Origin of the sequence: Plantactinospora soyae (assembly GCF_014874095.1) — a bacterium.
GTDB lineage: Bacteria > Actinomycetota > Actinomycetes > Mycobacteriales > Micromonosporaceae > Plantactinospora > Plantactinospora soyae.
Genome location: NZ_JADBEB010000001.1, coordinates 8915823 through 8939965, shown reverse-complemented (window position 1 = coordinate 8939965; position 24143 = coordinate 8915823). Strand labels below are relative to the sequence as shown.

Here is a 24143-nt window from a genome sequence, read left to right as displayed (position 1 = left end):
CGGATGGAAAAGCGAGGAATTCATGCGCCGACGTCGGGTTGGGTACGCCGTACCCGGTCTACTCACCGTCATTGTGCTGCTGCTGGCCGCCGTGGGCTGCGGGGGTACCGGGGAGAGCGGTGGCGACGGGCTGCCGAAGACACTCCGGGTGGGGATCATTCCGAACATCTCCCCGGAGAAGCAGCGGGCGCAGTACGAGCCGCTGCGCGAGCACCTGACCGAGACGCTCGGCGTCAAGGTGGAACTCTTCGTCGCCAACAACTACGCCGGGGTGGTGGCGGCGCTGGTCGCCAAGCAGGTGGACGTGGCGTACCTCGGCGGCCTCACGTACGCGCAGGCCGTGGAGCAGTCGAGTGGCGTCACGCCGCTGGTGACCGAGATCGACGAGGAGACCGGGACACCGCGCTACTACGCCGCCGTGGTCGTACCGGCCGCCTCGCCCGCGAAGACGGTCCAGGACGTCGTGGCCGCCAAGGGACGGTTCGCCTTCGGCGACGTCGGCTCCACGTCCGGCAGCCTCTACCCGAGGATGATGATCACCGATGCGGGCGCCCAGTGCCGGGCCGACGAACTCGACGTCTGTCCTCCGTTGCGGACCGTGACGTTCACCGGCGGGCACGATGCCACTGCCCAGGCGGTGTTCACGGGTGCGGTCGAGGCCGGCGGCCTGGAGCTGCGGATCCTGCACCGGTTGGAGCGGCAGGGCACCATCCCGGCGGGGGCGCTGCGGGTCGTCGGGCAGCGCGAGGTGATGGGATACCCGTGGGTGGCCCGCGACGGTCTGGACGCGGCGGCCCGGCAGAAGGTCACCGACGCGTTCACCGGGATCACCGATCCGGAGTTGCTGAGCCTGATGCGGGCGAAGTCGTACGTCACGGTGTCCTCGGGGGATTACACGGAGGTCCGGGAGAACGCGACCCGGCTCGGTCTGGTCACCGTGCGGTAGCACCATGGATGACCAGGGCGGCAGCACGGCATACCGGATCGACGGCGCGGCAGACCGGATCGACAGCAGCGACGCGGATCGGATCGGCGGTGGGGTGGACGTCGTACTCACCGGGGTCACGGCGACCTTCGACAGCCGGGCCGAACCCGTGCTCGACCGCATCGACCTGCGGGTGGCGGAAGGCGAGGCGGTCGCCCTGCTCGGGTCGTCGGGTGCGGGCAAGAGCACCCTGCTCCGGGTACTGCTCGGCGCGGTACGGCCGGTCGCCGGGCAGGTCCGGGTTGGCGGTCTCGACCCGTTCGGCACGCCCACCGAGGTACGGCGGCTGCGCCAGGCGGCCGGGTTCATCCGGCAGCGCGACGACCTCGTACCGGGCCTCACCGCCCGGACGAACCTGCTGATCGGGCAGGCCGCACGATGGCGTCTGCCGGACTGGCTGGCGGTGCTCCGGGGTGCGGTGCCGGCGCGCTACGCGGCCCGGGTCGACACGCTGGTCCACCGGCACGGCATCGCACACCTGCTCGGGCGCCGGATCGAACACCTCTCCGGTGGTCAGCGGCAGCGCGTCGCGCTGGTCAGGGCGCTGCTCGGGCAGCCTCGACTGCTGCTGGCCGACGAGACGACCTCGGGCCTGGATCCGGTACGCGCCGAGGCGGCGATCGAGGATCTGCGGAACGCGGGCGAGGCGACCCTGCTGGTGGCGACCCACGACGTGGCGCTCGCCGGCCGGTTCCCCCGGGTGGTGGCGCTGCGGGACGGGCGGATCGTGCACGACGGCCCGCCCCCGGACGCGGCGACGATGGAGCTGATCTATGCGGCCTGAGCTGGAGACCGGGGAGCCGGTCCGAGAGACGCCCCGACCCGGCAGCGGCGATCGACAGGTGGAGTGGGAGCGGGCGGTCGGCGGCCGACCTCGGGCACCGATGCGCACCCTCCGCTGGCTGACGTACCTGGGTGTCGCCACGCTCGCGCTCTGGTCGCTGTCGGCGACCGGGGTCGGGATCGGTCAGCTGGTGGAGGGCCGGGAGGGGATCGCCCGACTGGTCTCCGGCCTGTTCCCGCCCGACCTCGATCCGGCACTGCTGCGCCGGATCGGCACCGCCGTACTGGAGACGGTCCAGATCTCGGTGTCGGCGCTGGTGCTGGGTGCGCTGCTCGGGCTGCCGCTGGCGGTGCTGATCGCCGGCAACGTCCGGGCGCCGCGCTGGCTGGCGCTGGCCGCCCGTGGCCTCGGTACGGTGCTGCGCGGCGTACCGGAACTGCTCTGGGCGTTGCTGTTCGTCGCCGCGGTCGGCCTCGGCCCGACCGCCGGGGTGTACGCGATCAGCCTGCACTCGGCGGGCATGCTGGCCAAGCTCTGCTCCGAACAGATGGAGGCCGTCGACCCGGCCCCGGTCGAGGCGGTACGGCTCACCGGCGCCTCCCGGACCGCGACGGCGTTGCTCGCGATCGCGCCGCAGGCCCGGGGCACCATCGCCTCCCAGTTGCTCTACCAGTGGGAGTGCAACGTCCGCAGCTCGGTCGTGATCGGCTACGTCGGTGCCGGCGGCCTCGGCCAGGAACTCGGGGTCGCGTTGCACCTGTTCCGCTACCAGGAGCTGGCCACCCTGATGGCCGCCGTGCTGATCCTGGTGCTGCTGGTCGACGGCCTGTCGGTGCTCGTCCGTCGCCGCCTCGGCGTCCCCGCCGCCCTGTCCGACGACTCCACCCGCTCCCGCTGGGGCTGAGTGCAAGGAAGGGCCCCTTCCTATCGTTTTCTGTTGTAGAAGGGCCCCTTCCTAACCGTTCTGGGCTTCGGGGGTAGGGCTGCCCCTACCGGCGAGATCCAAGGTCACCATGTGTTTTCGGAAAGCCGTCCGGACCAGGCTGATGACCATGGAAAACAGGGGTACGGCGCCGGTGGTCGTGGACCGGCCGGTCGTCGAGGTCGTCGACGTGGTGAAGAGTTATCCGGGCGCCGGGGTCCAGGCGTTGCGGGGCGTCTCGGTGGCCTTCGCGGCCGGTACGTTCTGCGCGGTGATGGGACCGTCCGGGTCCGGCAAGTCGACGCTGCTGCACTGCGCCGCCGGGTTGGACCGGCCGGACAGCGGGCGGGTGCTGCTCGCCGGGCAGGAGATCGGCGGGCTCCGGGAGCCGAAGCTCACCCAGGCGCGGCGTCGGCGGGTCGGCTTCGTGTTCCAGGCGTACAACCTGATCGACTCGCTGTCGGTGTGGCACAACGTACTGCTGCCGCAGCGGTTGGCCGGGGTCAAGCCGGACCGGGACTGGGCCCGGGAGGTGCTCCGCCGGGTGGGGCTGGACGGTCGGGAGAACGACCGTCCCGGCCGGCTCTCCGGCGGGCAGCGGCAGCGGGTCGCACTGGCCCGGGCCCTTGCCAGCCGGCCCGAAGTGATCTTCGCCGACGAGCCGACCGGTGCGCTCGACCTGTCGACCGGCCGGGAGGTGCTCGGTCTGCTGCGGGAGTCGGTGGACGACGTCGGTACGGCGGTGGTCATGGTCACCCACGACCCGTCCGCCGCGGCCTGGGCCGACCGGGTGGTGTTCCTCGCCGACGGCCGTACCGTCGCCGAGCTGGCCGACCCGACGGCGGAGAAGGTCGCGAGCCAGATGATGGCGGTGAGCGTCCGATGATCAGGCTCGCTCTCGGCACGCTGCGCCGGCACCGGGGCAGCTACCTCGGTACGTTCTTCGCCGCGTTCCTCGCCGTCGCGCTGCTGGCCGGCGCCGGACTGCTGTTGTTCTCGGTGCTCGCCGCGAAGCCACCGGCCGACCGGTTCGGCGCCACCACCGCGATGGTCTCGGGCGACCGCCAGGTCACCCTCCAGACGGTCAAGAAGAAGAAGGACAAGGCCAAGACCAAGACCAAGACCGAACGACTGACCGGCGCCGGCACCCTTCCCGTCGACCTGGTCGGGCGGATCGCCGGACTGCCCGGGGTCGGACAGGCGGTTCCGGACGCCGCGTTCCCGGTGACGCTGACCGGGTCGGCCGGGCGGGCGGTGCGCGGCGCGCAGGACGCGCCGGTGATCGGGCACGGCTGGGCGTCCGCGACCCTGACCCCGTACCGGCTGCGGGCCGGGATGGCGCCGGGGCGCGGCGAGGTGGTGCTGGACGCCGACCTGGCAGCCCGAGCCGAGGTCGGCGTGGGTGGTGCGGTCACGGTCACCACGAAGACCGGGGTACGGCCGATGCGGGTCGCCGGGGTGGCCGCGCCCGCCGGCCGGAACGGGCTGCCGGCCCAGGGTGCCCTGTTCGTCAGCGACGCCGAGGTCGGTGTGCTCTCCGGGCTGGCCGGACCCACCGGGATCGGGGTGTTCGCCGCGTCCGGCGCCGACCGGGCGGCGCTGCTGGCGGCGGTACGGGCCGAGGCCGGCGACGCGCCCGTGCTGACCGGGGTGGACCGGATCCGGGCCGACCTGCCCGGGGCGCTGCCGGACTACATCGGCCCGATCTCGATCTTCGGGTTCGTCATCGGCATCACCGGCTTCGCCGCGGTCTTCGTGCTCACCGGTACGGTGGCGCTCGGCGTACGGCAACGGCTGCGTGAACTGGCCCTGCTGCGTACGGCCGGAGCGACGCCGACCCAGTTGCGCCGGCTGCTCGGGCTGGAGAGCGTCCTGCTCGCGCTGGTCGCGGCGGTACCGGCACTGCCGCTCGGGGTGCTGGTCGCCCACCTGGTGGCGGCCCGGTTCCGGACCCTCGGCGCGGTGCCGAGACAGTTCACCGTGCAGGTGAACGTGCTGGTCCTGCTCTGCGCCGTGCTGGCCGGGGTGCTGGTGACCTTCGTCGCGGCCCGGCTCGCCGGCCGACGGGCGGTACGGATCGCGCCGACCCAGGCCCTGGCCGAGACCGCCACCGCGCCGTCGGGTGGGGTACTGCTCCGGCTACTGCTCGCGTTCTTCCCGGCCGCCGGTGCCGTCGCGGTGCTGACCTTCGTGCCGCTCGGCGGGGACCTGGGGATGGGGATGAGCTTCGTCTCCTGTGCGCTGCTGCTCTGCGCGGTTGCCGCGCTCGGCCCGATCGTGGTCCGGCTGCTGGTCGTCCCCGTCTCGCGGCTGGCCGGACTCGCCGGCATGACGGGTCGGCTCGCCGGTGCGATCACCCGGGTGGAGAGCCGGCGGGTGACGGGGGTGGCCGTACCGCTGGTCCTGATGTTCGCGCTCAACGCCACCATGCTGCTCAACGGCGCGCTGCTGGTCGAACTGTCCGGTGCCGAGCAGCAGGACCGGAACGCCGCCGCGACCGCCCAGGTCACCGGCGCGGCCGGGATTCCGCTCGGCACGGTCGAGCGGCTCGTGGCGCTGCCCGGCGTCAGCGGGGCGGCGGCGACGCTGCCGACCCGGGCGATCGTCGACACCGGAGGCAAGCCGGAGGACTATCCGGCGCAGGGGCTGCTGCTGCGCGGGGGCGAGCCGGCGCTCGACCTGGACGTCCGGGCGGGGGAGCTGGCCGGGGACGGTACCTTCGCCGCGAGCCGGCCCCTGGCGGAGGCCCGGGGTTGGCGGGTCGGTGCCGAGGTGCCGATCTGGCTGGCCGACGGAACCCCGGTCCGGTTGCGGCTGTCGGCGATCTACCAGCGGTCCCGGGGCTTCGGTGACCTCGTCCTGCCGGCCCGGCTGGTCGCGGAACACGATCCGCGCGGGCTCGCCGCCGCGGTCGCGTTGCGCTACGACGGCGACGTGGCGGAGCGGATCCGCGCCGACTGGCCGGAACTGCGGCTGACCCCGACCGTCGACGCACCCGCCGCCGGGGACGCGGACAACCAGCAGGGCGCCTGGGAGCTGATGGTGGTGATCTCGCTCGGCTTCACCGCCATCGCGGTGATCAACACCTTCGCGATCGCGACCGCGGCCCGCCGCCGGGAGTACGCCGGACTGCGGCTGGCCGGCGCCACCGCCGGCCAGGTACGCGGGCTGGCCACCCGGGAGGCGGCGATCACCGTCGCGGTGGGACTGCTGCTCGGCTGCGCGGTCACCTCGATCGTGGTGGGCGCGTTCAGCACCGCGCAGGACGGCACGTTCCGGCTGATCATCGACCCCTGGACGTACGCCGGGATGCTCGGCGGGGTCGCGGCGCTGGGCCTGTTCGCCGGGGCGCTGCCGGCCCGGTTCGTGATCCGCCGCCGGAGCCTGCCGGCCGTCGCGGACGCGGGCTGAGACGTGCTGCCCGGGGCCCGTGTTGTCCGGACTACCATCTGCGCGGTGGGAAGAGCGACGGCACGGGCCCTGGCGTACCTGGCCAGCGGCCTCGTCGCGGGCGCCGTCGACCTGGCCTGGAGCCTCGCCGCGGTGCTCGGGGTCGGGCTCCTCTCGATCACCCAGCTCGGCGGGCCGGCCTTCCTCGGCGCCGCCTGGCTGACCCGCCGGCTCGCGACCGTCGAACGGCACCGGGCGGGCTGGATACTCGGCGAGCCGATTCCGGCCCCGTACCTGCCGGCCGGCGGCGGCTCGATCCGGCAGCGGGTCGCCGCGATCGGCGCCCAGCCGGCGACCTGGCGGGACCTTGCCTGGCTGGTGCTGCTCTTTCCGATCGGGCTGGCCGGCGGCATCGCCGGGATCGTGATCGCCGCTGTCGACCTCGCCGCGATCGTGGCGCCCCTCTGGGCCTGGGCGGTGCCCAACCCGCACGCGCCGTTCCCGATGCGCCCGCTGATGACGACAACGCCCGGTCGGTTCGGGCTGACCGTGATCGGGCTCATGCTGCTGCCGGTGGCCGGCTGGTTGCTGCGTACGCTGGCCCGGCTCACGGTCGCCGTCGCCCGCGCCCTGCTCGCCCCGGGGGCGCACCGCCGGCTGGTGGAGCGGGCCACCCGGCTCGCCGAGACCCGGGCCCGGGTGGTGGACGCCCAGGCCGCGGAGTTGCGCCGGATCGAGCGGGACCTGCACGACGGGGCGCAGGCCCGGATCGTCGCCGCCGGGATGACCCTCGCGCTGGCGGCCCGGAAGTTGCGGGGTGGAGGAGCGGCGGACACCGACGTCGCACTCGCCCGCCGGCAGCTCGACGACGCGCTCGCCGAGCTGCGCCGACTGGTCCGGGGCATCCATCCACCGATCCTCACCGACCGGGGCCTGCACGCGGCGCTGGCCGCGCTCGCCGCCGACAGCCCGCTCCGGGTGGACCTGCGCGGCGACCAGTCCGACCGGTACCCGGCGGCGGTGGAGTCGGCGGCGTACTTCGTGGTGGCCGAGGGGCTCACCAACGCAGGCAAGCACGCCGACGCGGACGCCTGCCAAATCGACCTGGTCCGTACCGCCGACACGATCTCGGTCACCCTCGCCGACGACGGCCAGGGCGGCGCCGACCCGGCCGGTCCCGGGCTCGACGGGCTGCGGCGCCGGGTCGAGGCATTGGACGGCACGCTCACCCTGACCAGCCCGCCGGGCGGCCCGACCATCCTGCACGCGGAGTTCCCATGCGCATCGTGATCGCCGAAGACCTGCTCCTGCTGCGCGAGGGCGTGGTACGGCTGCTCACCGACACCGGACACACGGTGGTGGCGGCGGTGGACAACGCGTCCGCGCTGGAGGACGCCGTCACCGAACACCGCCCGGATCTATCCATCGTGGACGTACGGCTGCCGCCGGGGTTCCGCGACGAAGGGCTTCGGGCCGCCCTGCGGATCCGGGCGGCCGAGCCCGACGCCCGGGTGCTGATCGTCTCCCAGTACGTCGAACGGGCCTACGCCGCGGAACTGCTCGCCGACGGCCGGGGCGGGGTCGGCTACCTGCTGAAGGACAGGGTCACCGCGCTCGACGACTTCCTCGACGCCATCGAACGGGTCGCCGCCGGAGGCACGGTGATGGACCCCGAGGTGGTACGCCAACTCTTCGCCCGAAACAGCCGCAGCCACGGCATCGGCGGCCTCACCCCCCGGGAACGGCAGGTCCTCGACCTGATGGCGCAGGGGCTGTCCAACTCGGCGCTCTGCGCGGCCCTGGTACTGGCGCCCGTGTCGGTGGAGAAGCACATCACGAACATCTTCGCCAAGCTCGACCTGCCGCCGGCCGACGACTCGCACCGCCGGGTGCGGGCCGTCCTGGCGTACCTCAACCGGTGACCGCGCCGGGCGGCCCGGCCGGTGGGCGCGCCTCGGTCACCGGCCGACAGCGGACACCGTAGGCTGATCCATGCCGGTCACGGCGCGCACCGGAGCCTCCGTACGTACCGACGCGAGTTCCGACACCGGGCGGAACCGGCGCTGGCCGATCGTCGCCACCCTCGCCCTCAGCACCACCGTCGGGTACGGCGTCCTGCACTACGCCTTCGCCGTACTCCTGGAGCCGATCGCGTACGACCTCGACGCGAGCACCACCGCCGTGACCGGCGCGCTGACCGTCTCGGTCCTGACCAGCGCGGTCGCGGCGGTTCCGGTGGGGCGCTGGTTGGACCGTCGGGGCGGACGCGGGCTGATGACGGTCGGCTCGATCGTCGCCGCCGTGCTGGTCCTGGCCTGGTCGCGGGTCGACGCCCTGCCCGCGCTCTACCTGGTCCAGGCCGGCATCGGCCTGGCCGGCGCGATGACGCTGTACGGACCGGCCCTCGCCGTCGTCGTCACCTGGTTCCCCGAACCGCACCGCCGGGCCAACGCCCTGCTCGCCGTCACCGTGGTCGCGGGCTTCGCCAGCACCGTCTTCATGCCGCTGACCGGCTTCCTCACCGCCCAGTACGGCTGGCGGAACACGCTGCTGATCCTGGCCGCCGTCTACGCCACCACGACCGTTCCGGGGCACTGGCTGGTGGTGCGGCGCCCGCCGTACGCCGGTCGGAACGGCGCGACGGCGAGTCGACCGCGCCGGTCGCTTCGCGCGGTGGCCGGCGACCGCCGGTTCTGGACCCTGTCGTTGGTCTTCGTCGCACATGTCACCGCGACCGCCACGGTCGGCGTGCATCTCGTTATCTACCTGGTCGAACGCGGTCATCCGGCGACCTTCGCCGCCACCGTCGCCGGTCTGCTCGGCGTGCTGTCGGTGACGGGCCGGTTGACGCTGACCACGGTGGCCCGCCGGTTCCGGGTCACCTCCGTGGTCGCCGTCGTCTTCCTGGTCCAGGGGGTCGGCGCGCTGGCGCTGGCGGCCGTGGCGGGTAGCGCGGTCGGGGCGGTCGTCGCGGTACTCCTCTTCGGGCTCGGGTTCGGCGTCGCCGCCGTCGCCCAGCCGGCACTGGTCGCCGACATCTACGGCACCGCCGTCTTCGGCGCCGTCTCGGGGATGCTCGCCGTTCCGGTGACCCTGGCGAAGGCGACCGCGCCGGTCGTCGCCGCCGAGGTCCGGAGCGGTACCGGCAGCTACCTGCCGGTGCTGGTCGGTGTCGCCGTCGCCTGTGTGGTCGCGGCGGTCGGTGCCGGGGTCAGTGGGCGGTACCTGCCCCGGGGTCGGTAGGCGCGGGCCGCCGGATCGGTCGGCGGGACCCCGCCAGGCTTCTGGTCCGACCGAACCGACAGCAACGGCCAGCTCACGATGGTTTGACCGACCACGGTCACGTCGCCGGCTAGCCGAGCCTGGAGCCCGTGACCGTCGGGTTCCGGGCGCCGAGGAAGAAGATGCCGGGGAAGCCCCGGGTCTCGAAGCCGTCGCTGGGGTTTCGCCGCAGCGTCGAGCCCTCGATCTTCATCGTGCCGGTCCGGTCGTTGCTGACGAAGAAGACCGCGCCGCCGCCCTCGTTGGCGCGGTTGTTCTCGATCACGCTGCCGGCGATCGTCACCGTGAACCGGTTGCCGTCGGTGTAGATCGCACCGCCGCTACCGCCGCCGGAGGTGCCACCCCGGGCCGGATTGGCCCCCCGGCCGACCGCCCTGTTGTAGGTCAGCACGCTGTTGAGCACCACCCAGGAGACGCCGATGCTGCTCAGTGCGCCGCCGTTGGCACACGTGCCGCCCTGTCCGGAGGCACCGCCGAAGGTGCTGTTGACGACGTACACCGGTAGCCCCTTGGACTGGCTCAGCACCCGGATGGCCGCGCCGCCCAGATCCGGGCCGGTCTGGTCGCAGCGGTTGCGGACGAACCGCGAGTTGACCACCTTGAACCGGCCGCCTCGGACGAAAATGGCCCCGCCGCCACCTCCCTCGACCCGGTCGCCGGTGGAGTTGCCGTCGGCGAAGGTCAGATTCTGCACGGTGAGCTGTGGATGGTCCTGGTCCTGGCAGTGCGAGGTGGTCCAGCCCTGCGCCTCGTCGCAGGTGTTCATGTAGAGGATCCGGCGCTTGCCGCCACCGGAGAGCGTGACCCTGCCGCCGCCGTCGAGCACGATCCGGGGACCGGTCGAGTTCCGGATCTTCGCGGTGGCCTTCATCGTGATGGTCACCGGAGCGGGACCGCAGGAGAAGGTGATGATGCCGCCCCGGGCCACCGCCGCGACCACCGCCGCCGAGGTGCAGCTTCCGGGGGTGCCGTTGCCGATCACCCGGCTCGGTTTCGCCGTGTTCACCGCGCGGGCCTCGGCCGGCACGCTGGCCCGACCCTTCGGGTTGCCCGGCCGGGGCAGTGCGGGTACCGGCGTGGTCGAGGTGGCGGGCCTGGCGGTCGGCGACGGCCCGGGTGGGACCGACGGCGAGGGCGTCGCGGACGCGCTCGTGGTCTCCGTGGGGCCCGGTGCGCCGCCCGCCGCCTTTTCCGCCGGCGAGGAACCGCAGCCGGTCAGGGCGGTGGCGGCGAGCAGCCCGGCCACGAGCAGGGCGGAGGTGGTCTTGATGCGCACCGCCAGATGGTAGGTCCCGGTCTCCGACCGACCGACCCGGGCGGCGCCGGCTTAAGGAACTCTTCAGGCCGGGCCGGGTGGACCGGCGCGACCCGGATCGAGGCCGTCCGGACGTCGTCTCCGGACCGGAGGGCGAGGGACAGGTTCGCTGGTGGAGGAGGCTAAGTGATACCTTAGGGCTCCTAAGTTTTCGCCTGCTGCCCCGAAAGGGCGGTGCCCCGAAGGTCGGTGCCGCCGAGAGGGCGGTGCCCCGAAAGGTCGGTACACGGTATGCCCCGGCAGGGTCTGACGAGCGAGCGTGTCTCGGCTGCGGCAGCCGATCTGGTGGACGCCGTGGGCCTGTCGCGGTTGACCGTCGCGGCGGTCGCCCGGCACTTCGGGGTCTCGGATGCCGCGCTGTACGTACACGTCCGAAGTCGCGACGCGTTGATCGAGCAGGTCGCGGTTCGGGCGGCGGCCGCGTTCGCCGACGAACTGGCGCTCGCCGTCGCCGGTCGGGCCGGTAGGCAGGCCCTCGTCGGATTCGGCGACGCCTACCGCAGTTTTGCGGTGGCGCACCCCGGGCAGTACGCCGCGACCCAACTGCAGTTGCCGCGCGAGGTCGGCCTGCGGTCGGCGGGGCATCTGCGCATGATCGAGCTGAGCTACGCGATGCTTCGCGGGTACGGGCTCGACGAGCCAGACCTGACCGACGCGATGCGTTTCGTACGCAGCACCTTCCACGGTTTCGCGAGTCTCGAAACGGTCGACGGATTCGGGCATCCCCGCGACATCGACGAGTCGTGGAGCCACATCCTCGACGCGGTACACACCACGCTGGGCAACTGGCCGACCGGAACGAAGGAACCACGACGATGAACAGTCACGAGAGCCACGATCAGTACGTCAGGTCGGCGGACGGTACCCGGCTGGCGGTCCGGCGGGTGGGTTCCGGCGACCCCGTCGTCCTGGTACACGGGTCGGGAGGCGGGCTGCACTCCTGGGCCGCCGTCGCCGACCTGCTCGCCGACGACCACGAGGTGTGGATGCCGGCCAGGCGTGGCTACGGCCCGAGTGACGTTCCGGCAGGTACGAAGTCGTTCAAGGACGAGAGTGCGGACCTGTCCGCCGTTCTCGGGGCGGTGCGCGAGTCCTCGGGCAGCCCGGTACACCTCGTCGGAGCCTCGTACGGAGCGACGCTGTCGTTGCACACCGTAGCGACGGATTCCCGTGACGTACGCTCGCTGGCCATCTTCGAACCCCCGCTCTTCGCGGCCGGGCCGCAGCTCGCGCCCCTGCTCGATCGGTACCGTTCCGCCTTCGAGCGGGACGACGCGTCGGCGATGACCGCGACGCTGAACGAGGTGACGCGGGTCCCGGCGAAGATCGTCGCGGCGTTCGCCGCCGCGGCGGGCGACCGGACGCCCGACCCGGTCAAGGCGCGGCGCTCGGCGATCGGCTGGCTGCACGATCTGGAGGCGCTCGCCGAGGACAGCACCGACGTCGCCCGGTGGTCCTCGATCGGCGTGCCGACCCTGCTGATGCAGGGTGCCGATACCTGGGAACCGATGCCCAGCACGATGAACGCCCTCGCGGCGACCCTTCCGCGGGCGCGCCGGATCATCTGGCCGGGGCAGTCCCACTTCGTGACCATGACGGCGCCGGCTCTGGTCGCCGACACTCTGCGCGGGTTCTTCGCCGACGTCCCGGCCTAGGCGTACCGCCAGGGAGGTTTGGTCGAGATTGCGTGACGACACGGTCTGATGTCGTAGGCGGGCGGAGGCCTCCGGTTACCGGCTGCGGGCGGGTGGGACGCGCGCCGCGCTCGGGGCGGCAGGTGGCGGGCCGGTGTCGGGGATGCCGCCTAGGGTGAGGGCATGGTCGATCGTCGTCAGGTGATGAGGTTCCGGGCCCGGGCGCAGCAGCTCGATCGAGCCCGGGGCGCGCTCGGCGACACCGCCGTCCTCGACACCGCCGTCCTCGACATCGGCGTGCAGGACACCGGCCCGGACGGCGCCGGCTGGGCGCTGGCCATGCGCGGGATCGACGTGGCGGCACTGCCCGCGGACGAGTTCGTCCTGCTCTGGACCGTCCGGGGCGCCCCGCACCTCTACCGCCGCGCCGACGTGGGAGAGGTGGCGGCCGCAGTCGAGCCGTTCTCCGAGTCCGACGCGGGCAAGCGGATCTACGACGCCGCCAGGCCGTTGAAGGCGGCCGGCATCGGCAATCTCGCCGCGCTCGACGAGGTGGCCGCGCGGCTGCGGGCCATCGTCACCGAGCCGACGGTCAAGGGCGACGCCTCCGGCCGGCTGGCCGGGCTGGTGACCGAGCCGTACCTACGATTCTGTCGCGCGTGTGACGCCACCCACATCTACGAGATGCCGTTCCGGCTGGCCGCCCTGCGGGCCGGCCTGGAGTTGCGGCCCGGCACCTCGCCTCCGGTCCTGGAACGCATCGCCGGCTTCAGGAAGGCGAAAGCGGCGGGCGACAGATTCCATCTCGTCCGGACATATCTCCGCCTGCTTGGTCCGGCCACCCCGAAACACGTCGCCGACTATCTGGACGCACCGGTCAAGGACGTCAAGGCGCGGTGGCCCGAGGACGTGGTCGAGGTGACCGTCGAGGGCGAATCGCGCTCGCTGCTGGCCGGCGACCGGGCGGCACTGGAATCGGCCGACGCCGGGATGACCCGGCTACTCGGCCCGTACGACCTGTTCCTCCAGGCCAAAGACCGGGCGACGCTGGTCGCCGAGGCCGCCCACGCCAAGGAATTGTGGCCGGTGCTGGGCCGTCCGGGCGCCGTACTGGTTGATGGTGAGCTGGTGGGCAGTTGGCGTCCACGCAAGTCGGGCAAGAAGTTGACGGTTGCCGTCCAGCCCTGGCGCAAGCTGTCGGGCGCCGGCCGCAAGGCCGTCGCCGAGCAGGCCGAACACCTCGCCGCGTACCGCGCCGCCACGCTCACCGGCGTCGACTTCGCCGACTGAGCCCGCCCCGCGTGCCCTGCCCGGCCCGCCTGCCTGCCTGCTTGCCCGCCCTGCCCGCCTGTCTCGCCCCGGCCGGGCTGCGGGGCCTGCGGCAACGGCCGGACCAGGGGAAATCGGGTACGGCTGTGCCGGGGGTAACTGCGGCGGAGCGGTGAAGACGCCATGGTGGGCGAGTGCCTCGCAGTGAAGCCGCGCCGGAGTGTGGGCCGGGGAGCGACATTTCGGTCATACGCCCCGGAACGTCGGATGGTGTGCCGGGCGTCGGCAGCCGAGGAACCGGGATGTGACAGCCGCTGCCGAGCCGGACAGGTAGGGGGTATGGACGACGACGAAGGAAAACACAGATGAGTGAGGACGACGCCGGTGGACGAGCGGAACGCTTCCGTTCCCTGCACGTGGAGACCTACGCCGACCTGCTGCGCTTCGTGGAGCGGAGGGTGCCGGGCAGCGAGGCGGAGGACGTGGTCTCGACGGTCTTCCTGACGGCGTGGCGGCGCTTCGACGAACTGCCCGAGGACGCCCGGCCGTGGCTGTTCGCGGTGGCTCACAAGACCATGGCGAACCGGACCCGGGGCTGGTTGCGGCGCCGGGCGCTGGACGTCCGGGTGGCGTCGTTCGAGGCGCGCGAGCCGTCCGACGACGACTCCACGGGTACGGCGGTACGGATCGACCTGGAACGCGCCTGGGCCGCCTTGAGCGCGGCAGACCGCGAAGTTCTGGCGTTGATCGCGTTCGACGGACTGACAGCCGAACAGGCGGCCGCCGTACTGGGCTGCCGCCGGTCGACCTTCGCCATGCGGCTCAGCCGGGCGCGGAAACGCCTGCAGTCGGCCCTGGAACCCGCCGAGTCGGACAGCCGTCCGTCGCCCCGCCCCCACCTTCTCAAGGAGCAGCAGTCGTGGACACGAGCATGAAGGACCTGGAGCAGTTGGCGAGCCTTGACCCGGCGCGGGGGCGTGAGCCGACCGCGATGGAGTGGGCGCGCTCGCAGGCGTTCGTCGAGCGGGTGGTGGCCGGCGAGGTCACCGGAAGGCCGGCCCGCCGGCGACCGGTGGGACGCTGGCTGGCGGTGGGCGGCGTCACGGTGGCGGCGGGTGTCGTCGCGGCCGTGGCCGTGCCGGTACTGCTGCCGGGCACGGCCGAGAAGGCGGTCGCGTCCTGGAGCGCCGCACCCAGTTCGCGTACGGGCGAGCAGGTGCTGCCGCAGGCGCGGGCGTGTGCCGGGAACGAGGTCGGGGGCAGCTCGTCGACGGTACGCCCGACGGACGTGCTCCTCGCCGAACAGCGTGGGGTCGCGACACTGCTCGTCATGCAGAAGAGCGGCGGCACCGTCGTCGAGTGCCTGAGCGTGGGGGAGGACCAGTTCGCCTCGATGGGACTGACCGACGGACGCACTCCGCCGGCCCCGCCGGCCGGCAGGGTCACCCTGGAGACGATGAGCTCCACCGGCAGCGGTGACAGCATGTGGTCGAACATCATCGGCCTGGTGGGCCCGGACGTCACCGGGGTGGACGTTCGGCTCGACAACGGCCAGATCCTCCACGCCAGCGTCAAGGCCGGTTGGTGGGCGGCCTGGTGGCCGGGGCCCGCGGGCGGTGAGGTCGACCGTCTCACGGTGGTCGTGCACACCTCCAGCGGATCGACCAGCCATCGGCCTTCCAAACTGATGTGACGCGATCCGGCTGCGGTGACCCACCGGGGTCACCGCAGCCGGGCCGAGCCGTTTCGGCTCAGGCCGAGCCGCACAGCGCCTGGCCGACCAGGGCGTCGGTCGCGCGCTGCTGCCGGATGAAGTGCTCCAGCGAGTTGCCGAGCACGCTCGACATCGAGACCACCACGCTGCGCCGGCCGTCGGCGGTGATTCCGTTGTCGCCGATGTAGCCGCCGTCGCCGCCGCTGTGGCCCCAGTAGGTGCCGCCGCACTCCAGTGGGCGCTGGAACAGGCCCAGGCCGTACCGGGCGCCGGGCATGAGTTGCTCGACGTCCGGGCCGACCGGGACGGTCCGCTTCATCTCGGCCAGCTGCGCGGGGCGCAGCAGCCGGCCACCGAACAGGGCGCGGAAGAAGCGGTTGACGTCCGCCGTGGTGGCGAGGATGGCACCCTCGGGATCGGCCGAGATCCTGTCGGTGACATCCACCAGCGTGTCGGTCTCGAAGCGCTGGTACGCCCTGGCGTGTGGCGACGGCAGTGTCGGCGAGTGTCCCGGCCAGAACGTGTGATCGAGGCCGAGCGGGCGGATGATCCGGTTCGTGACCACCTCGTGCCAGGGCCGGCCGGTGACCCGCTCGATGATCAGATCGACCAGGACATAACCCGTGGTGGAGTAGCGCCACTGGGTGCCGGGCGGGAAATCGGGCTTATGGCGCAGCGCACGGGCGACCACCTGTTGGGGAGTGAGGACGTCGTACCGGTGCTCGTGGTACTCGGCGGCGGTGGAGTAGTCCGGGAAGTCGTCGTGGATCCCGCTGGTGTGCTGCAGGAGGTGGCGGACGGTGATCCGACGGCCGTCGTTGCCGTTGCCCCGTACCAGGCCGGGCAGCCAGCGCTCGACCGTGTCGTCCAGGGAGAGTCGGCCCTCCCCGACCAGTTGCAGGACCGCCGTCGCCACGAACGTCTTGGCGGTACTGGCGATCCGGAAGTAGCCGTCGGACGGTACCGGGCGTTCGGTGACCAGATCGGCGACTCCGCTGGTCGCGACGTACTGGCGGCCGTCGCGGCCGACCAGCCGGGCCTGCACGCCGGTGACGCCGAGGGCGTGGATCGCGGCGGCATTCTGGTGCAGGCGGGTGTGGTCGGGTTGCGGACCGGTCGTACCGGCCCCGGCGATTCCGGCCGTGACAACCGTTGCGGCGACGGCCGTCAGGCCGGCCAGGGCGAGGGCTACCCGCCGGTGGAAAGGTCTCATGGCCGTACGCTATTTGCGGGTGGGAGCCCCGGCCGATACCCCGGACTGGCCAGGAAAAGCTACAGCTGGCTGTACTGCCACCCCATCGCGGCCTGGCTATATCTTGAGGATGTCGCGACTGGACGGACGGTGGGGGCGGCCATGGCGCGCCACGACCTACCTGCTCGGCACGTTGTCCACCGCCGTGGTGACGGTGTTCGCGCTGCCGCTGCTGTGCCATCCCGCGCTCGGCAGGCCGTGGGCGCAATGGCATCGGCACCGCGCCGCTCACCTGCTCGACGCGCCGGTCACGCCGTCCGTGACCCCGGTGCGTCGGTACCCGCGCTGGTTGCTGGTCCACGCGGCGACCGGTGTGCCGCTCGGCCTGGTCGCCCTGCTCTGTATGGGCAACGCCCTGCTCGCCGTGGTGGTGACGCCGCTGTGGTGGGCGTTCCCACCCGGCGACCCGCCGCGGCTGCTGATCGAGGTCCCGGTGACCGGCTGGGGTACGGCGCTGGTCCTCGGCCTGACCCAGCTGCTGGTGCTCGTCGCAGTGGCGTACTGGATCCTTCCGCCGCTGGCCCGCGCGCACGCCAGGATCGGCCTGGCGGTGCTGGCCCCGTCGGCGGTCGAGCGGCTCGCCGACCGGGTCACGGTACTCACCCGGACCCGGGCCGACGTGCTGGAGGCGCACGGCGCGGAGCTGCGCCGAATCGAGCGGGACCTGCACGACGGTACCCAGGCCCGGCTGGTCGGCATCGCCGTACGGCTGGCGTTGGTCCGCGAGGCACTGCCCGACAGTTCCCCGTTCGTGGCGAAGCTGCTGCGGGAGGCGCACGAGGGCACCGAGGAGGCGATGACCGAGTTGCGCGACGTCATCCGGACCATCTACCCGGCCATCCTGTCCGACCGTGGCCTAGCCGGAGCGCTGACGGCGGCAGCGGCGCGCAGCGGCGTACCCACCCGCGTCGACCTCGACGACCTCGGGCAGGTCCCCGCCGCGGTGGAGGCCGTGGCGTACTTCGTGGTCACCGAGGCGCTCGCCAACGTGGCCAGACACGGCCGCGCGACCGACGTGCGGGTGCGGGTACGCCGGACCGGTGACCGGTTGTCCGTCACGGTCAGCGACGACGGCGCCGGTGGCGCCGACGAGCGGATCGGTACCGGGCTGGCCGGTATCCGGCGCCGGGCACAGGCGCTCGACGGCACCGCCACCGTCACCAGCCCGGCCGGCGGGCCGACCGAGATCTGTGTGGAGTTGCCGTGCGGGTGGTGATCGCCGAGGACAACGTGCTGCTGTCGACCGGACTCGAACTGCTGTTGGCCAGCAAGGGATTCCAGGTCGCGGCGGTCACGCCCGACGCCGACGGTTTCCTCGCGGCGGTCGACGAACACCGGCCCGACATCACGATCGTCGACGTCCGGTTGCCACCGTCGTTTCGCGACGAGGGGATCCGCGCCGCGCTCCAGGCCCGTCGACGCCGCCCGGACCTGCCGGTACTGGTGCTGTCCCAGTACGTCGAGCAGCAGTACGCGGCGGAACTGCTCTCCACCGCCCGTGGTGGCGTCGGTTATCTGCTCAAGGACCGGATCAGCCGGGTGGACGAGTTCATCCAGGCGCTCAACCGGGTGGCGGCGGGCGGTACCGCGTTGGACCCCGAAGTCGTCGCGCAGCTTCTCCGCCGCCGGGCCGGTGACCCCGTCGAGTGCCTGACCCGTCGCGAACGGCAGATCCTCGCGGTGATGGCGCAGGGACACGACAACGCCACGATCGCGGCCCAGCTCTTCATCACCGACAACGCGGTGCACAAACACATCGGGAACATCTTCACCAAGCTGGGCCTGGTGGCCACCGACAGTGGACACCGCCGGGTCCTCGCGGTCCTGGCCTACCTCAACGGTCACCGGTGAGGTCGGCACCGACCGGGTCGCGTCGACATCGTCGGAGGCCGCGGCGAGCATGGTCCGACCGTCGGCCGGCGGCCGGACCGTCGGCACCGGTCCGGTCGGTAGGCTGCGTCGAGCGACGGGCATCGGTATCGGTATCGGCGGCACGATCGGTGGTACGCCGATGCCGGGCGGCAGCGGCCAGCCCGGGCGATGGACAGCGAGAAGGAGCGAGTGTGGCGCAGCGGAGGGCACTGGTGGTTCGGGGCGGATGGGAGGGGCACCAGCCGGTCAAGGCGACCGAGTTGTTCCTCCCGTTCCTCGAACGTAGCGGCTACGCGGTACGGGTCGAGGAGTCGACGGAGGTCTACGCCGATGCCGCCGAGTTGGCCGCCACCGACCTCGTCGTGCAGTGCGTGACGATGTCGCAGATCACCCCGGAGCAACTGGCGGGCCTGAGCGCGGCGGTCGTCGCCGGCACGGGCTTCACGGGCTGGCACGGGGGCATCGCGGACTCCTTCCGGGCGTCATCCGATTACCTGCACCTGGTGGGCGGGCAGTTCGCGACCCATCCGGGCAAGGAGCCGTGCGAACGTTCCGGTGGTGCGGAGGACAACTTCCTGCCGCACACGGTGGGCATCACCGACCTCGGACGGACGCATCCGATCACCGCGGGAATCGAGGACTTCGACCTGGTCACCGAGCAGTACTGGGTGCTGCACGACGACCTGATCGACGTCCTGGCCACCACGACCCACCCGACCCGGGCGTGGCACCCATGGCACCGGCCGGTCACCTCACCGGCGATCTGGACCCGGCTCTGGGGCGCCGGGCGCGTCGTCGTGACGACCCCCGGGCACAGTCTTGACGTACTGGAGCACCCGAGCGTCCGTACCGTCATCGAGAGGGGAATGGTATGGGCGACCCGCACCGCATCGGGATCGTAGGTCTCGGGGTCATCTCCCGCGCCTACCTGAAGACGCTCGCGGACCATCCCGCGGTGAGCATCGCCGCGGTGGCCGATCTGGACGCCTCCCGGTCGGCCGCGGTGGCGGCCGACCTTCCCGGGGCCGAGGCGACGAGCGTGCAGGACCTGCTCGACCGCTCGGACGTGCAGACGGTGCTCAACCTCACGATCCCCGCCGCGCACGCCGAGATCTCGCTCCGTGCGATCGACGCGGGCAAGAACGTCTACGTCGAGAAGCCGCTCGCGGTCACCTTCCCGGACGGCCGATCGATCATCGACCGGGCCACGGCGGCGGGCGTCCAGGTGGGCTGCGCGCCGGACACCGTTCTGGGCACGGGTACGCAGACCGCGCGCGCGGCGATCGACGGCGGCCTGATCGGGCGTCCGATGTCCGCGTCGGCCGTCATGGTCACGCCCGGGCACGAGCGTTGGCATCCGCACCCCGACTTCTACTACACCGCGGGTGGCGGTCCACTGCTGGACATGGGGCCGTACTACGTCTCGGCACTCATCCACCTGCTCGGGCCGGTTCGCGCGGTGGTCGGAGCCGCCAGCCGGCTGCGCGCCGAGCGGGTCATCGGCTCGGGTCCGCGCGTCGGCCAACGGGTTCCGGTGGACGTGGACAGCCACGTGACCGGTGTGCTCGAACACACCAGTGGCGCCCTCTCCACCATCACGACGAGCTTCGACGGCGTGGCGACGACGGCCGCCCCGATCGAGGTGCACGGGGAGACCGGCACGCTCGCCGTACCCGATCCGAACCACTTCGACGGTGAGGTCCGGCTCTTCGCGCTCGGCGGCGGCGGATGGCGGGCGCTCGAACCGCAGGGGGGCTACGCGGGCGCCTCCCGGGGTGTCGGCCTGCTCGACCTCGTCAGCGCCGACGGGCAACGTGCGCCGCGCGCCAGCGGCGAGATCGCGCTGCACGTACTCGAAACGATGACCGCCCTGCTCCGGTCGGCCGACGTCGGCCGGCGGATCGTGCTGACGACGGAGGTGGACCGGCCCGCGCCGGTCCCGCTGACCCAGGTCGAGGAGTGGAAGGCGCAGCACGTACCCGGACCCTGACGTACTGACGGAGTTCTGGCGGACGAGGGCCTTTCTCGGCTTCGCCGGGAGGTCGGCCGGCGGTCGGTCCGACGAGGGTCGGCCGGCCGTCGCCACTGCCTCCACCGCCGGGGACCTCGGCGTTCCAGGCCGGGAGGCGCCGGACGCGGCCGCTCCGGCCGCCGAATCGACCGTTTGTGATGCTTCGCGTGCCCCCGGTGGGATTCGAACCCACACTGTCGATCTTTTGAGAATCGCGCCTCTGCCATTGGGCTACAGGGGCCTAGCGTCGATAAGACTACCCACTACGCTGAGGGCGGCGACACCCGGCTGGGCAGGTGTCGGAAAGTAGTTGGGGGTAGGGGCTCGTGGCCGACATTCAGGCTGGTGCCGAGCGTAGGCGGGTGTTGATTGCTGAGGACGAGGCGCTCATCCGGCTGGACCTGGCCGAAATGCTGGTCGAGGAGGGCTACGACGTGGTGGGGGAGGCCGGCGATGGTGAGACCGCCGTCCGGCTGGCCGAGGAACTGAAACCCGATCTCGTCATCCTCGACATCAAGATGCCCATCATGGATGGGTTGGCCGCCGCGGAGCGGATCGCCGGTGGCCGGATCGCGCCGGTCGTCATCCTCACCGCGTTCAGCCAGCGTGACCTGGTGGAGCGGGCACGGGCGGCCGGAGCGATGGCGTACCTGGTGAAGCCGTTCCAGAAGAGCGACCTGGTCCCGGCGATCGAGATCGCGTTGTCGCGGTACTCCGAGATCGCCGCGCTGGAAGCCGAGGTGGCCGGGCTCACCGACCGGCTGGAGATCCGCAAGGCGGTCGAACGGGCCAAGGGTGCCCTGATGACGACGTACGGGATGACCGAGCCGCAGGCGTTCAAGTGGATCCAGCGCACCGCGATGGATCATCGGATGACGATGCGTGAGGTGGCCGAGCGGATCCTGGCCGAGGGGACGGGTACCGAGCCGGTCGAGGCGGGCTGAGGCGGCGGCGACGGGCCGGTGTGCCGGTAGTCACGGCGGCGGCCTCGGCTCCGTACGATCGACGGCATGCTTCGCGGGCGACGGGTCGGGGCGGTGGTCGCCGTGCTGGCGGCACTGGCGCTGGCCGGTGGTTGTCGCGAGCCGCTCCGCGGCGATGAGGCCCGGGGTGACCGGATCGACCGGGAGGCCCCGATCGATCCGGGTTGGGTCGCGTCGACCCTGCCCGCTCCGGACGGCGGCGCCGAGCGGCTGATGGTGCGGGACGTGGCGGCCTGCGCCGACCGGTGGTTCCTGGTGGGCGGGGCGGTGGCGGCCGACGGAACCGAGCGTCCCGTCGCCTGGCGGAGCGGGGACGGCCGGTCCTGGGAGCCACTGGCGGTGGACGCGGAGAGCTTCTACGGCCGACGCGCCGTGCTCTATGCCGTGGCCTGCCGGGACGGCCGGCTGGCGGCGCTCGGTGCCCGCGCCGGAGGGGTGCACGGCAACCCTCGGGTGACCGGGTGGCGGCAGACCGACGACGGGTTCCTGGCCGAGGTGCCCGCGCCCTTCGAACTGTTCGGCGGCCCGACGGCGGCGAGCGTCGCCCGGATGGCCGGCGGACCGTCCGGCTGGTTGATCGTAGGGAACCGGATCAGTGGTGCCGCCGCCTGGGTGACGGGTGACCCGGCCGCCTTCGAGATCGTCGAGGCGGCTCCCGGTCTGGCCAGCGACGCCGCCGGGCGGACCTGGGCGTTCGACGCCACCGCCGGGCCGGGCGGCTGGCTGGCCGTCGGCGGTATCGGCCGGAGCGGGCGGGTCGAGCGGGATCCGGTGGCCTGGGTCTCCCGGGACGGCCGCGGCTGGCAGCGGCAGGAGGTGCCGGCCATTACCGGGTACGACGAACTCCAGCGCGTCACGGTGGTCGACGGCCACCGGATCGCGGTCGGCCCACGCGGTACGACGTTCGGAACGTGGCGGGACGACGGCTCCGGTTGGGTGCCCGCCGGACGGTTCGGCAGCACCGAGGGTGGTGGTACGGCTACCGTCTCCGGTCTCGTCGGGATCGACGGCCAGCTCTACGCGGCGGTATCCGACGGCACGGCCCAGCGACTCTGGATCTCCGACGACGAGGGCGGGTCGTGGCGTCCGATGCGTGGCCCGGTCCCGAACCTGCCGGCCGGGGCGGCCCGCGCCGTGACGCTCGGTACGCAGGGTCACCGCCTCGTGCTCGCCGTGGACGACGGGACCCACAGCACCCTCTGGTCGACCGGAACGCCGGTGCCCGGCTGAGAAGTCCGCTGGCCGGTCGCTCCGCCGGTGGGCCCGGCGGTCGACGGCTGCTTGCCGCTGGCCGGCACGGCCCGCTCCGGTCTTACAGCTGGCGCAGTGGATCAGCCACGCCTTGTAACGTTTAGGTCAACCCCCTGCTGCGGGTCTATCGGCGCTGCCGATCCGTGGGATAACGTCCGGCCCCAGACCGCGACAACGGTCCGGTTCACCCATCCCCGCGATACCCGGCAAGAGCCAATTAGCGGCGGGTGGTTTGGGCCCCTGGATGGAGGAGGGTTCGGGCCTTGAGGCAGAGAATCGCACGCACAATCGGCGGCGTTGCCCTGGTGGCGCTCGTCGCTAGCGCAGCGGCATGCGGCGGCGGCGGCGAGGAAACCGCCGGTGGTGAGGCTTGTGGCAGCAAGATCGCCTTTTTCGGCGCACTGACCGGCAGCTCGGCGGCGCTCGGTATCAATGAGAACAACGGCGTTAAGCTCGCGGTTGACAAGTACAACAAGGCCAACCCCGACTGCAAGGTCGAGCAGGTCGAGCTCGACTCGCAGGGTAGCCCGGACCAGGCGCCGCAGCTGGCCCAGCGGGCCATCGACGACGAGAAGATCCTGGGCATCGTCGGCCCGGCCTACTCGGGCGAGTCCGAGGCGGCGAACCCGCTCTTCTCCGAGGCCGGTCTGGTGCACATCACCGCCTCCGCGACCAACCCGACGCTGGCTCAGCAGAAGTGGCCGACGTTCTTCCGCGCGGTCGGCAACGACCTGAGCCAGGGCCCGGCGGCCGGAACCTACATCAAGAACGTGCTCAAGGCCGAGAAGGTCTACGTCATCGACGACCAGTCCGCGTACGGTGCGGGTCTGTCCGACGAGGTCAAGAAGCTCCTCGGTGCCACGGTCGTCGGCACCGACAAGGTGCAGGGCGAGGGGAAGCAGACGGACTTCTCGGCCAGCGTCACCAAGGTCAAGAGCTCCGGCGCCACGGTCGTCTTCTACGGCGGCTACTACCAGGAGGCCGGCCTGATCCGTAAGCAGCTCACCGGCGCCGGTGTGACCGCCACGCTGGTCGCCGGGGACGGCGTCAACGACCCGGCCTACATTTCCAGCGCGGGACAGACGGCTGCCGAGGGCACCATCCTGACCTGCCCGTGCCAGCCGGCCACCAGGGCCAAGGGCACGTTCGCCGCCGACTACCAGGCGCTCAACGGTGTCGCCCCGGGTACCTACAGCGACACCGCCTTCGACGCGGCGAACATCCTGCTCGCGGGTATCAAGGACGGCAAGTCGACCCGTGAGGGGCTGCTGGAGTTCGTCAAGGGCTACAGCGGCGAGGGCGTCTCGGCGACCTACAAGTTCACCGAGACCGGCGAGCTGGACCCCGCGCAGGTGAAGGTCTGGGCGTACAAGATCCAGGGTGGCAAGGTTGTGCCGGACCAGGAGATTCCGAAGGCCTGACCTGCCCGTCTTGTAGCAGTTGATTGATCTCGGGTGCGACCGGGAGCACAGTCCCGGT

Annotated in this window: 22 protein-coding genes and 1 tRNA gene; 20 read left to right on the top strand and 3 right to left on the bottom strand. The window is 72.2% G+C overall.

Annotation, left to right across the window (positions count from 1 at the left end):
* The first annotated feature begins 22 nt into the window (after positions 1 to 22).
* The 8 genes from phnD to H4W31_RS38995 all read left to right on the top strand — a co-directional run bounded on the left by phnD (position 23) and on the right by H4W31_RS38995 (position 9324).
* A complete protein-coding gene (gene phnD, locus H4W31_RS39030) occupies positions 23 to 946 on the top strand; it encodes a phosphate/phosphite/phosphonate ABC transporter substrate-binding protein (RefSeq protein ID WP_192771174.1) in 924 nt (307 codons plus the stop codon).
* Positions 947 to 950: 4 nt separating this feature from the next.
* Positions 951 to 1769: an ATP-binding cassette domain-containing protein gene (locus H4W31_RS39025; protein ID WP_192771173.1), complete on the top strand. Its 819-nt coding sequence runs from the start codon at positions 951 to 953 to the stop codon at positions 1767 to 1769.
* The gene (gene phnE / locus H4W31_RS39020) at positions 1759 to 2673 is read left to right on the top strand and encodes a phosphonate ABC transporter, permease protein PhnE (protein WP_192771172.1); all 915 of its coding nucleotides are present in this window, start codon (positions 1759 to 1761) and stop codon (positions 2671 to 2673) included. Before H4W31_RS39025 ends, phnE begins: the two co-directional genes overlap by 11 nt.
* Positions 2674 to 2821: 148 nt before the next feature.
* The gene (locus tag H4W31_RS39015) at positions 2822 to 3577 is read left to right on the top strand and encodes an ABC transporter ATP-binding protein (protein ID WP_192771171.1); all 756 of its coding nucleotides are present in this window, start codon (positions 2822 to 2824) and stop codon (positions 3575 to 3577) included.
* Positions 3574 to 6102: an ABC transporter permease gene (locus H4W31_RS39010; RefSeq protein ID WP_192771170.1), complete on the top strand. Its 2529-nt coding sequence runs from the start codon at positions 3574 to 3576 to the stop codon at positions 6100 to 6102. The genes H4W31_RS39015 and H4W31_RS39010 overlap by 4 nt, the downstream gene beginning before the upstream one ends.
* A gap of 45 nt (positions 6103 to 6147) precedes the next feature.
* Positions 6148 to 7371, top strand: coding sequence for a sensor histidine kinase (locus H4W31_RS39005; RefSeq protein ID WP_192771169.1), 1224 nt, complete (start codon positions 6148 to 6150; stop codon positions 7369 to 7371).
* On the top strand, positions 7359 to 8003 hold the full coding sequence (locus H4W31_RS39000) for a response regulator transcription factor (protein WP_192771168.1): 645 nt from the start codon (positions 7359 to 7361) through the stop codon (positions 8001 to 8003). The genes H4W31_RS39005 and H4W31_RS39000 overlap by 13 nt, the downstream gene beginning before the upstream one ends.
* A gap of 70 nt (positions 8004 to 8073) precedes the next feature.
* A complete protein-coding gene (locus H4W31_RS38995) occupies positions 8074 to 9324 on the top strand; it encodes an MFS transporter (RefSeq protein ID WP_192771167.1) in 1251 nt (416 codons plus the stop codon).
* Positions 9325 to 9433: 109 nt separating this feature from the next.
* Here H4W31_RS38995 and H4W31_RS38990 read toward each other — a convergent pair whose 3' ends face one another.
* A complete protein-coding gene (locus H4W31_RS38990) occupies positions 9434 to 10639 on the bottom strand; it encodes a hypothetical protein (protein ID WP_318783655.1) in 1206 nt (401 codons plus the stop codon).
* Positions 10640 to 10909: 270 nt separating this feature from the next.
* Between H4W31_RS38990 and H4W31_RS38985 the strand changes: the two genes are divergently transcribed.
* From H4W31_RS38985 to H4W31_RS38965, 5 genes are all read left to right on the top strand, one after another.
* Positions 10910 to 11497, top strand: coding sequence for a TetR/AcrR family transcriptional regulator (locus H4W31_RS38985; RefSeq protein ID WP_192771166.1), 588 nt, complete (start codon positions 10910 to 10912; stop codon positions 11495 to 11497).
* Positions 11494 to 12333 carry an alpha/beta fold hydrolase gene (locus H4W31_RS38980; protein ID WP_192771165.1) on the top strand — a complete coding sequence of 280 codons (840 nt, stop codon included), beginning with the start codon at positions 11494 to 11496 and terminating at the stop codon, positions 12331 to 12333. The genes H4W31_RS38985 and H4W31_RS38980 overlap by 4 nt, the downstream gene beginning before the upstream one ends.
* A 162-nt stretch (positions 12334 to 12495) precedes the next feature.
* Positions 12496 to 13602: a winged helix DNA-binding domain-containing protein gene (locus H4W31_RS38975; protein WP_192771164.1), complete on the top strand. Its 1107-nt coding sequence runs from the start codon at positions 12496 to 12498 to the stop codon at positions 13600 to 13602.
* A gap of 344 nt (positions 13603 to 13946) precedes the next feature.
* Entirely contained in the window at positions 13947 to 14516 is a 570-nt protein-coding gene (locus H4W31_RS38970; RefSeq protein ID WP_192771163.1) for an RNA polymerase sigma factor, read from the top strand.
* Entirely contained in the window at positions 14501 to 15274 is a 774-nt protein-coding gene (locus tag H4W31_RS38965) for a hypothetical protein (protein ID WP_192771162.1), read from the top strand. The genes H4W31_RS38970 and H4W31_RS38965 overlap by 16 nt, the downstream gene beginning before the upstream one ends.
* 58 nt (positions 15275 to 15332) lie before the next feature.
* Here the strand turns inward: H4W31_RS38965 and H4W31_RS38960 are convergent, their stop codons facing one another.
* On the bottom strand, positions 15333 to 16508 hold the full coding sequence (locus tag H4W31_RS38960) for a serine hydrolase domain-containing protein (protein ID WP_192771161.1): 1176 nt from the start codon (positions 16506 to 16508) through the stop codon (positions 15333 to 15335).
* A 109-nt stretch (positions 16509 to 16617) separates the two neighbouring features.
* Between H4W31_RS38960 and H4W31_RS38955 the strand changes: the two genes are divergently transcribed.
* The 4 genes from H4W31_RS38955 (at position 16618) to H4W31_RS38940 (ending at position 20409) form a co-directional block, all read left to right on the top strand.
* Entirely contained in the window at positions 16618 to 17763 is a 1146-nt protein-coding gene (locus H4W31_RS38955; RefSeq protein ID WP_192771160.1) for a sensor histidine kinase, read from the top strand.
* A complete protein-coding gene (locus H4W31_RS38950; RefSeq protein ID WP_192771159.1) occupies positions 17751 to 18398 on the top strand; it encodes a response regulator in 648 nt (215 codons plus the stop codon). The genes H4W31_RS38955 and H4W31_RS38950 overlap by 13 nt, the downstream gene beginning before the upstream one ends.
* A gap of 212 nt (positions 18399 to 18610) precedes the next feature.
* Entirely contained in the window at positions 18611 to 19321 is a 711-nt protein-coding gene (locus tag H4W31_RS38945) for a ThuA domain-containing protein (RefSeq protein ID WP_192771158.1), read from the top strand.
* On the top strand, positions 19291 to 20409 hold the full coding sequence (locus H4W31_RS38940) for a Gfo/Idh/MocA family protein (RefSeq protein ID WP_192771157.1): 1119 nt from the start codon (positions 19291 to 19293) through the stop codon (positions 20407 to 20409). Before H4W31_RS38945 ends, H4W31_RS38940 begins: the two co-directional genes overlap by 31 nt.
* Positions 20410 to 20598: 189 nt before the next feature.
* On the opposite strand, the gene H4W31_RS38935 is transcribed toward H4W31_RS38940, so the two are convergent.
* Positions 20599 to 20671, bottom strand: a tRNA-Leu gene (locus H4W31_RS38935).
* Between the two features lie 85 nt (positions 20672 to 20756).
* Between H4W31_RS38935 and H4W31_RS38930 the strand changes: the two genes are divergently transcribed.
* The 3 genes from H4W31_RS38930 to H4W31_RS38920 all read left to right on the top strand — a co-directional run bounded on the left by H4W31_RS38930 (position 20757) and on the right by H4W31_RS38920 (position 24085).
* Positions 20757 to 21374, top strand: coding sequence for an ANTAR domain-containing response regulator (locus tag H4W31_RS38930; RefSeq protein ID WP_192771156.1), 618 nt, complete (start codon positions 20757 to 20759; stop codon positions 21372 to 21374).
* A 66-nt stretch (positions 21375 to 21440) separates the two neighbouring features.
* Positions 21441 to 22643 (top strand): hypothetical protein, encoded by a 1203-nt coding sequence (locus tag H4W31_RS38925; RefSeq protein ID WP_192771155.1) that lies wholly within the window; start codon positions 21441 to 21443, stop codon positions 22641 to 22643.
* Positions 22644 to 22927: 284 nt separating this feature from the next.
* Positions 22928 to 24085, top strand: a complete 1158-nt coding sequence (locus H4W31_RS38920; protein WP_192771154.1) for a branched-chain amino acid ABC transporter substrate-binding protein — start codon at positions 22928 to 22930, stop codon at positions 24083 to 24085.
* The last annotated feature ends 58 nt before the right edge of the window (positions 24086 to 24143 follow it).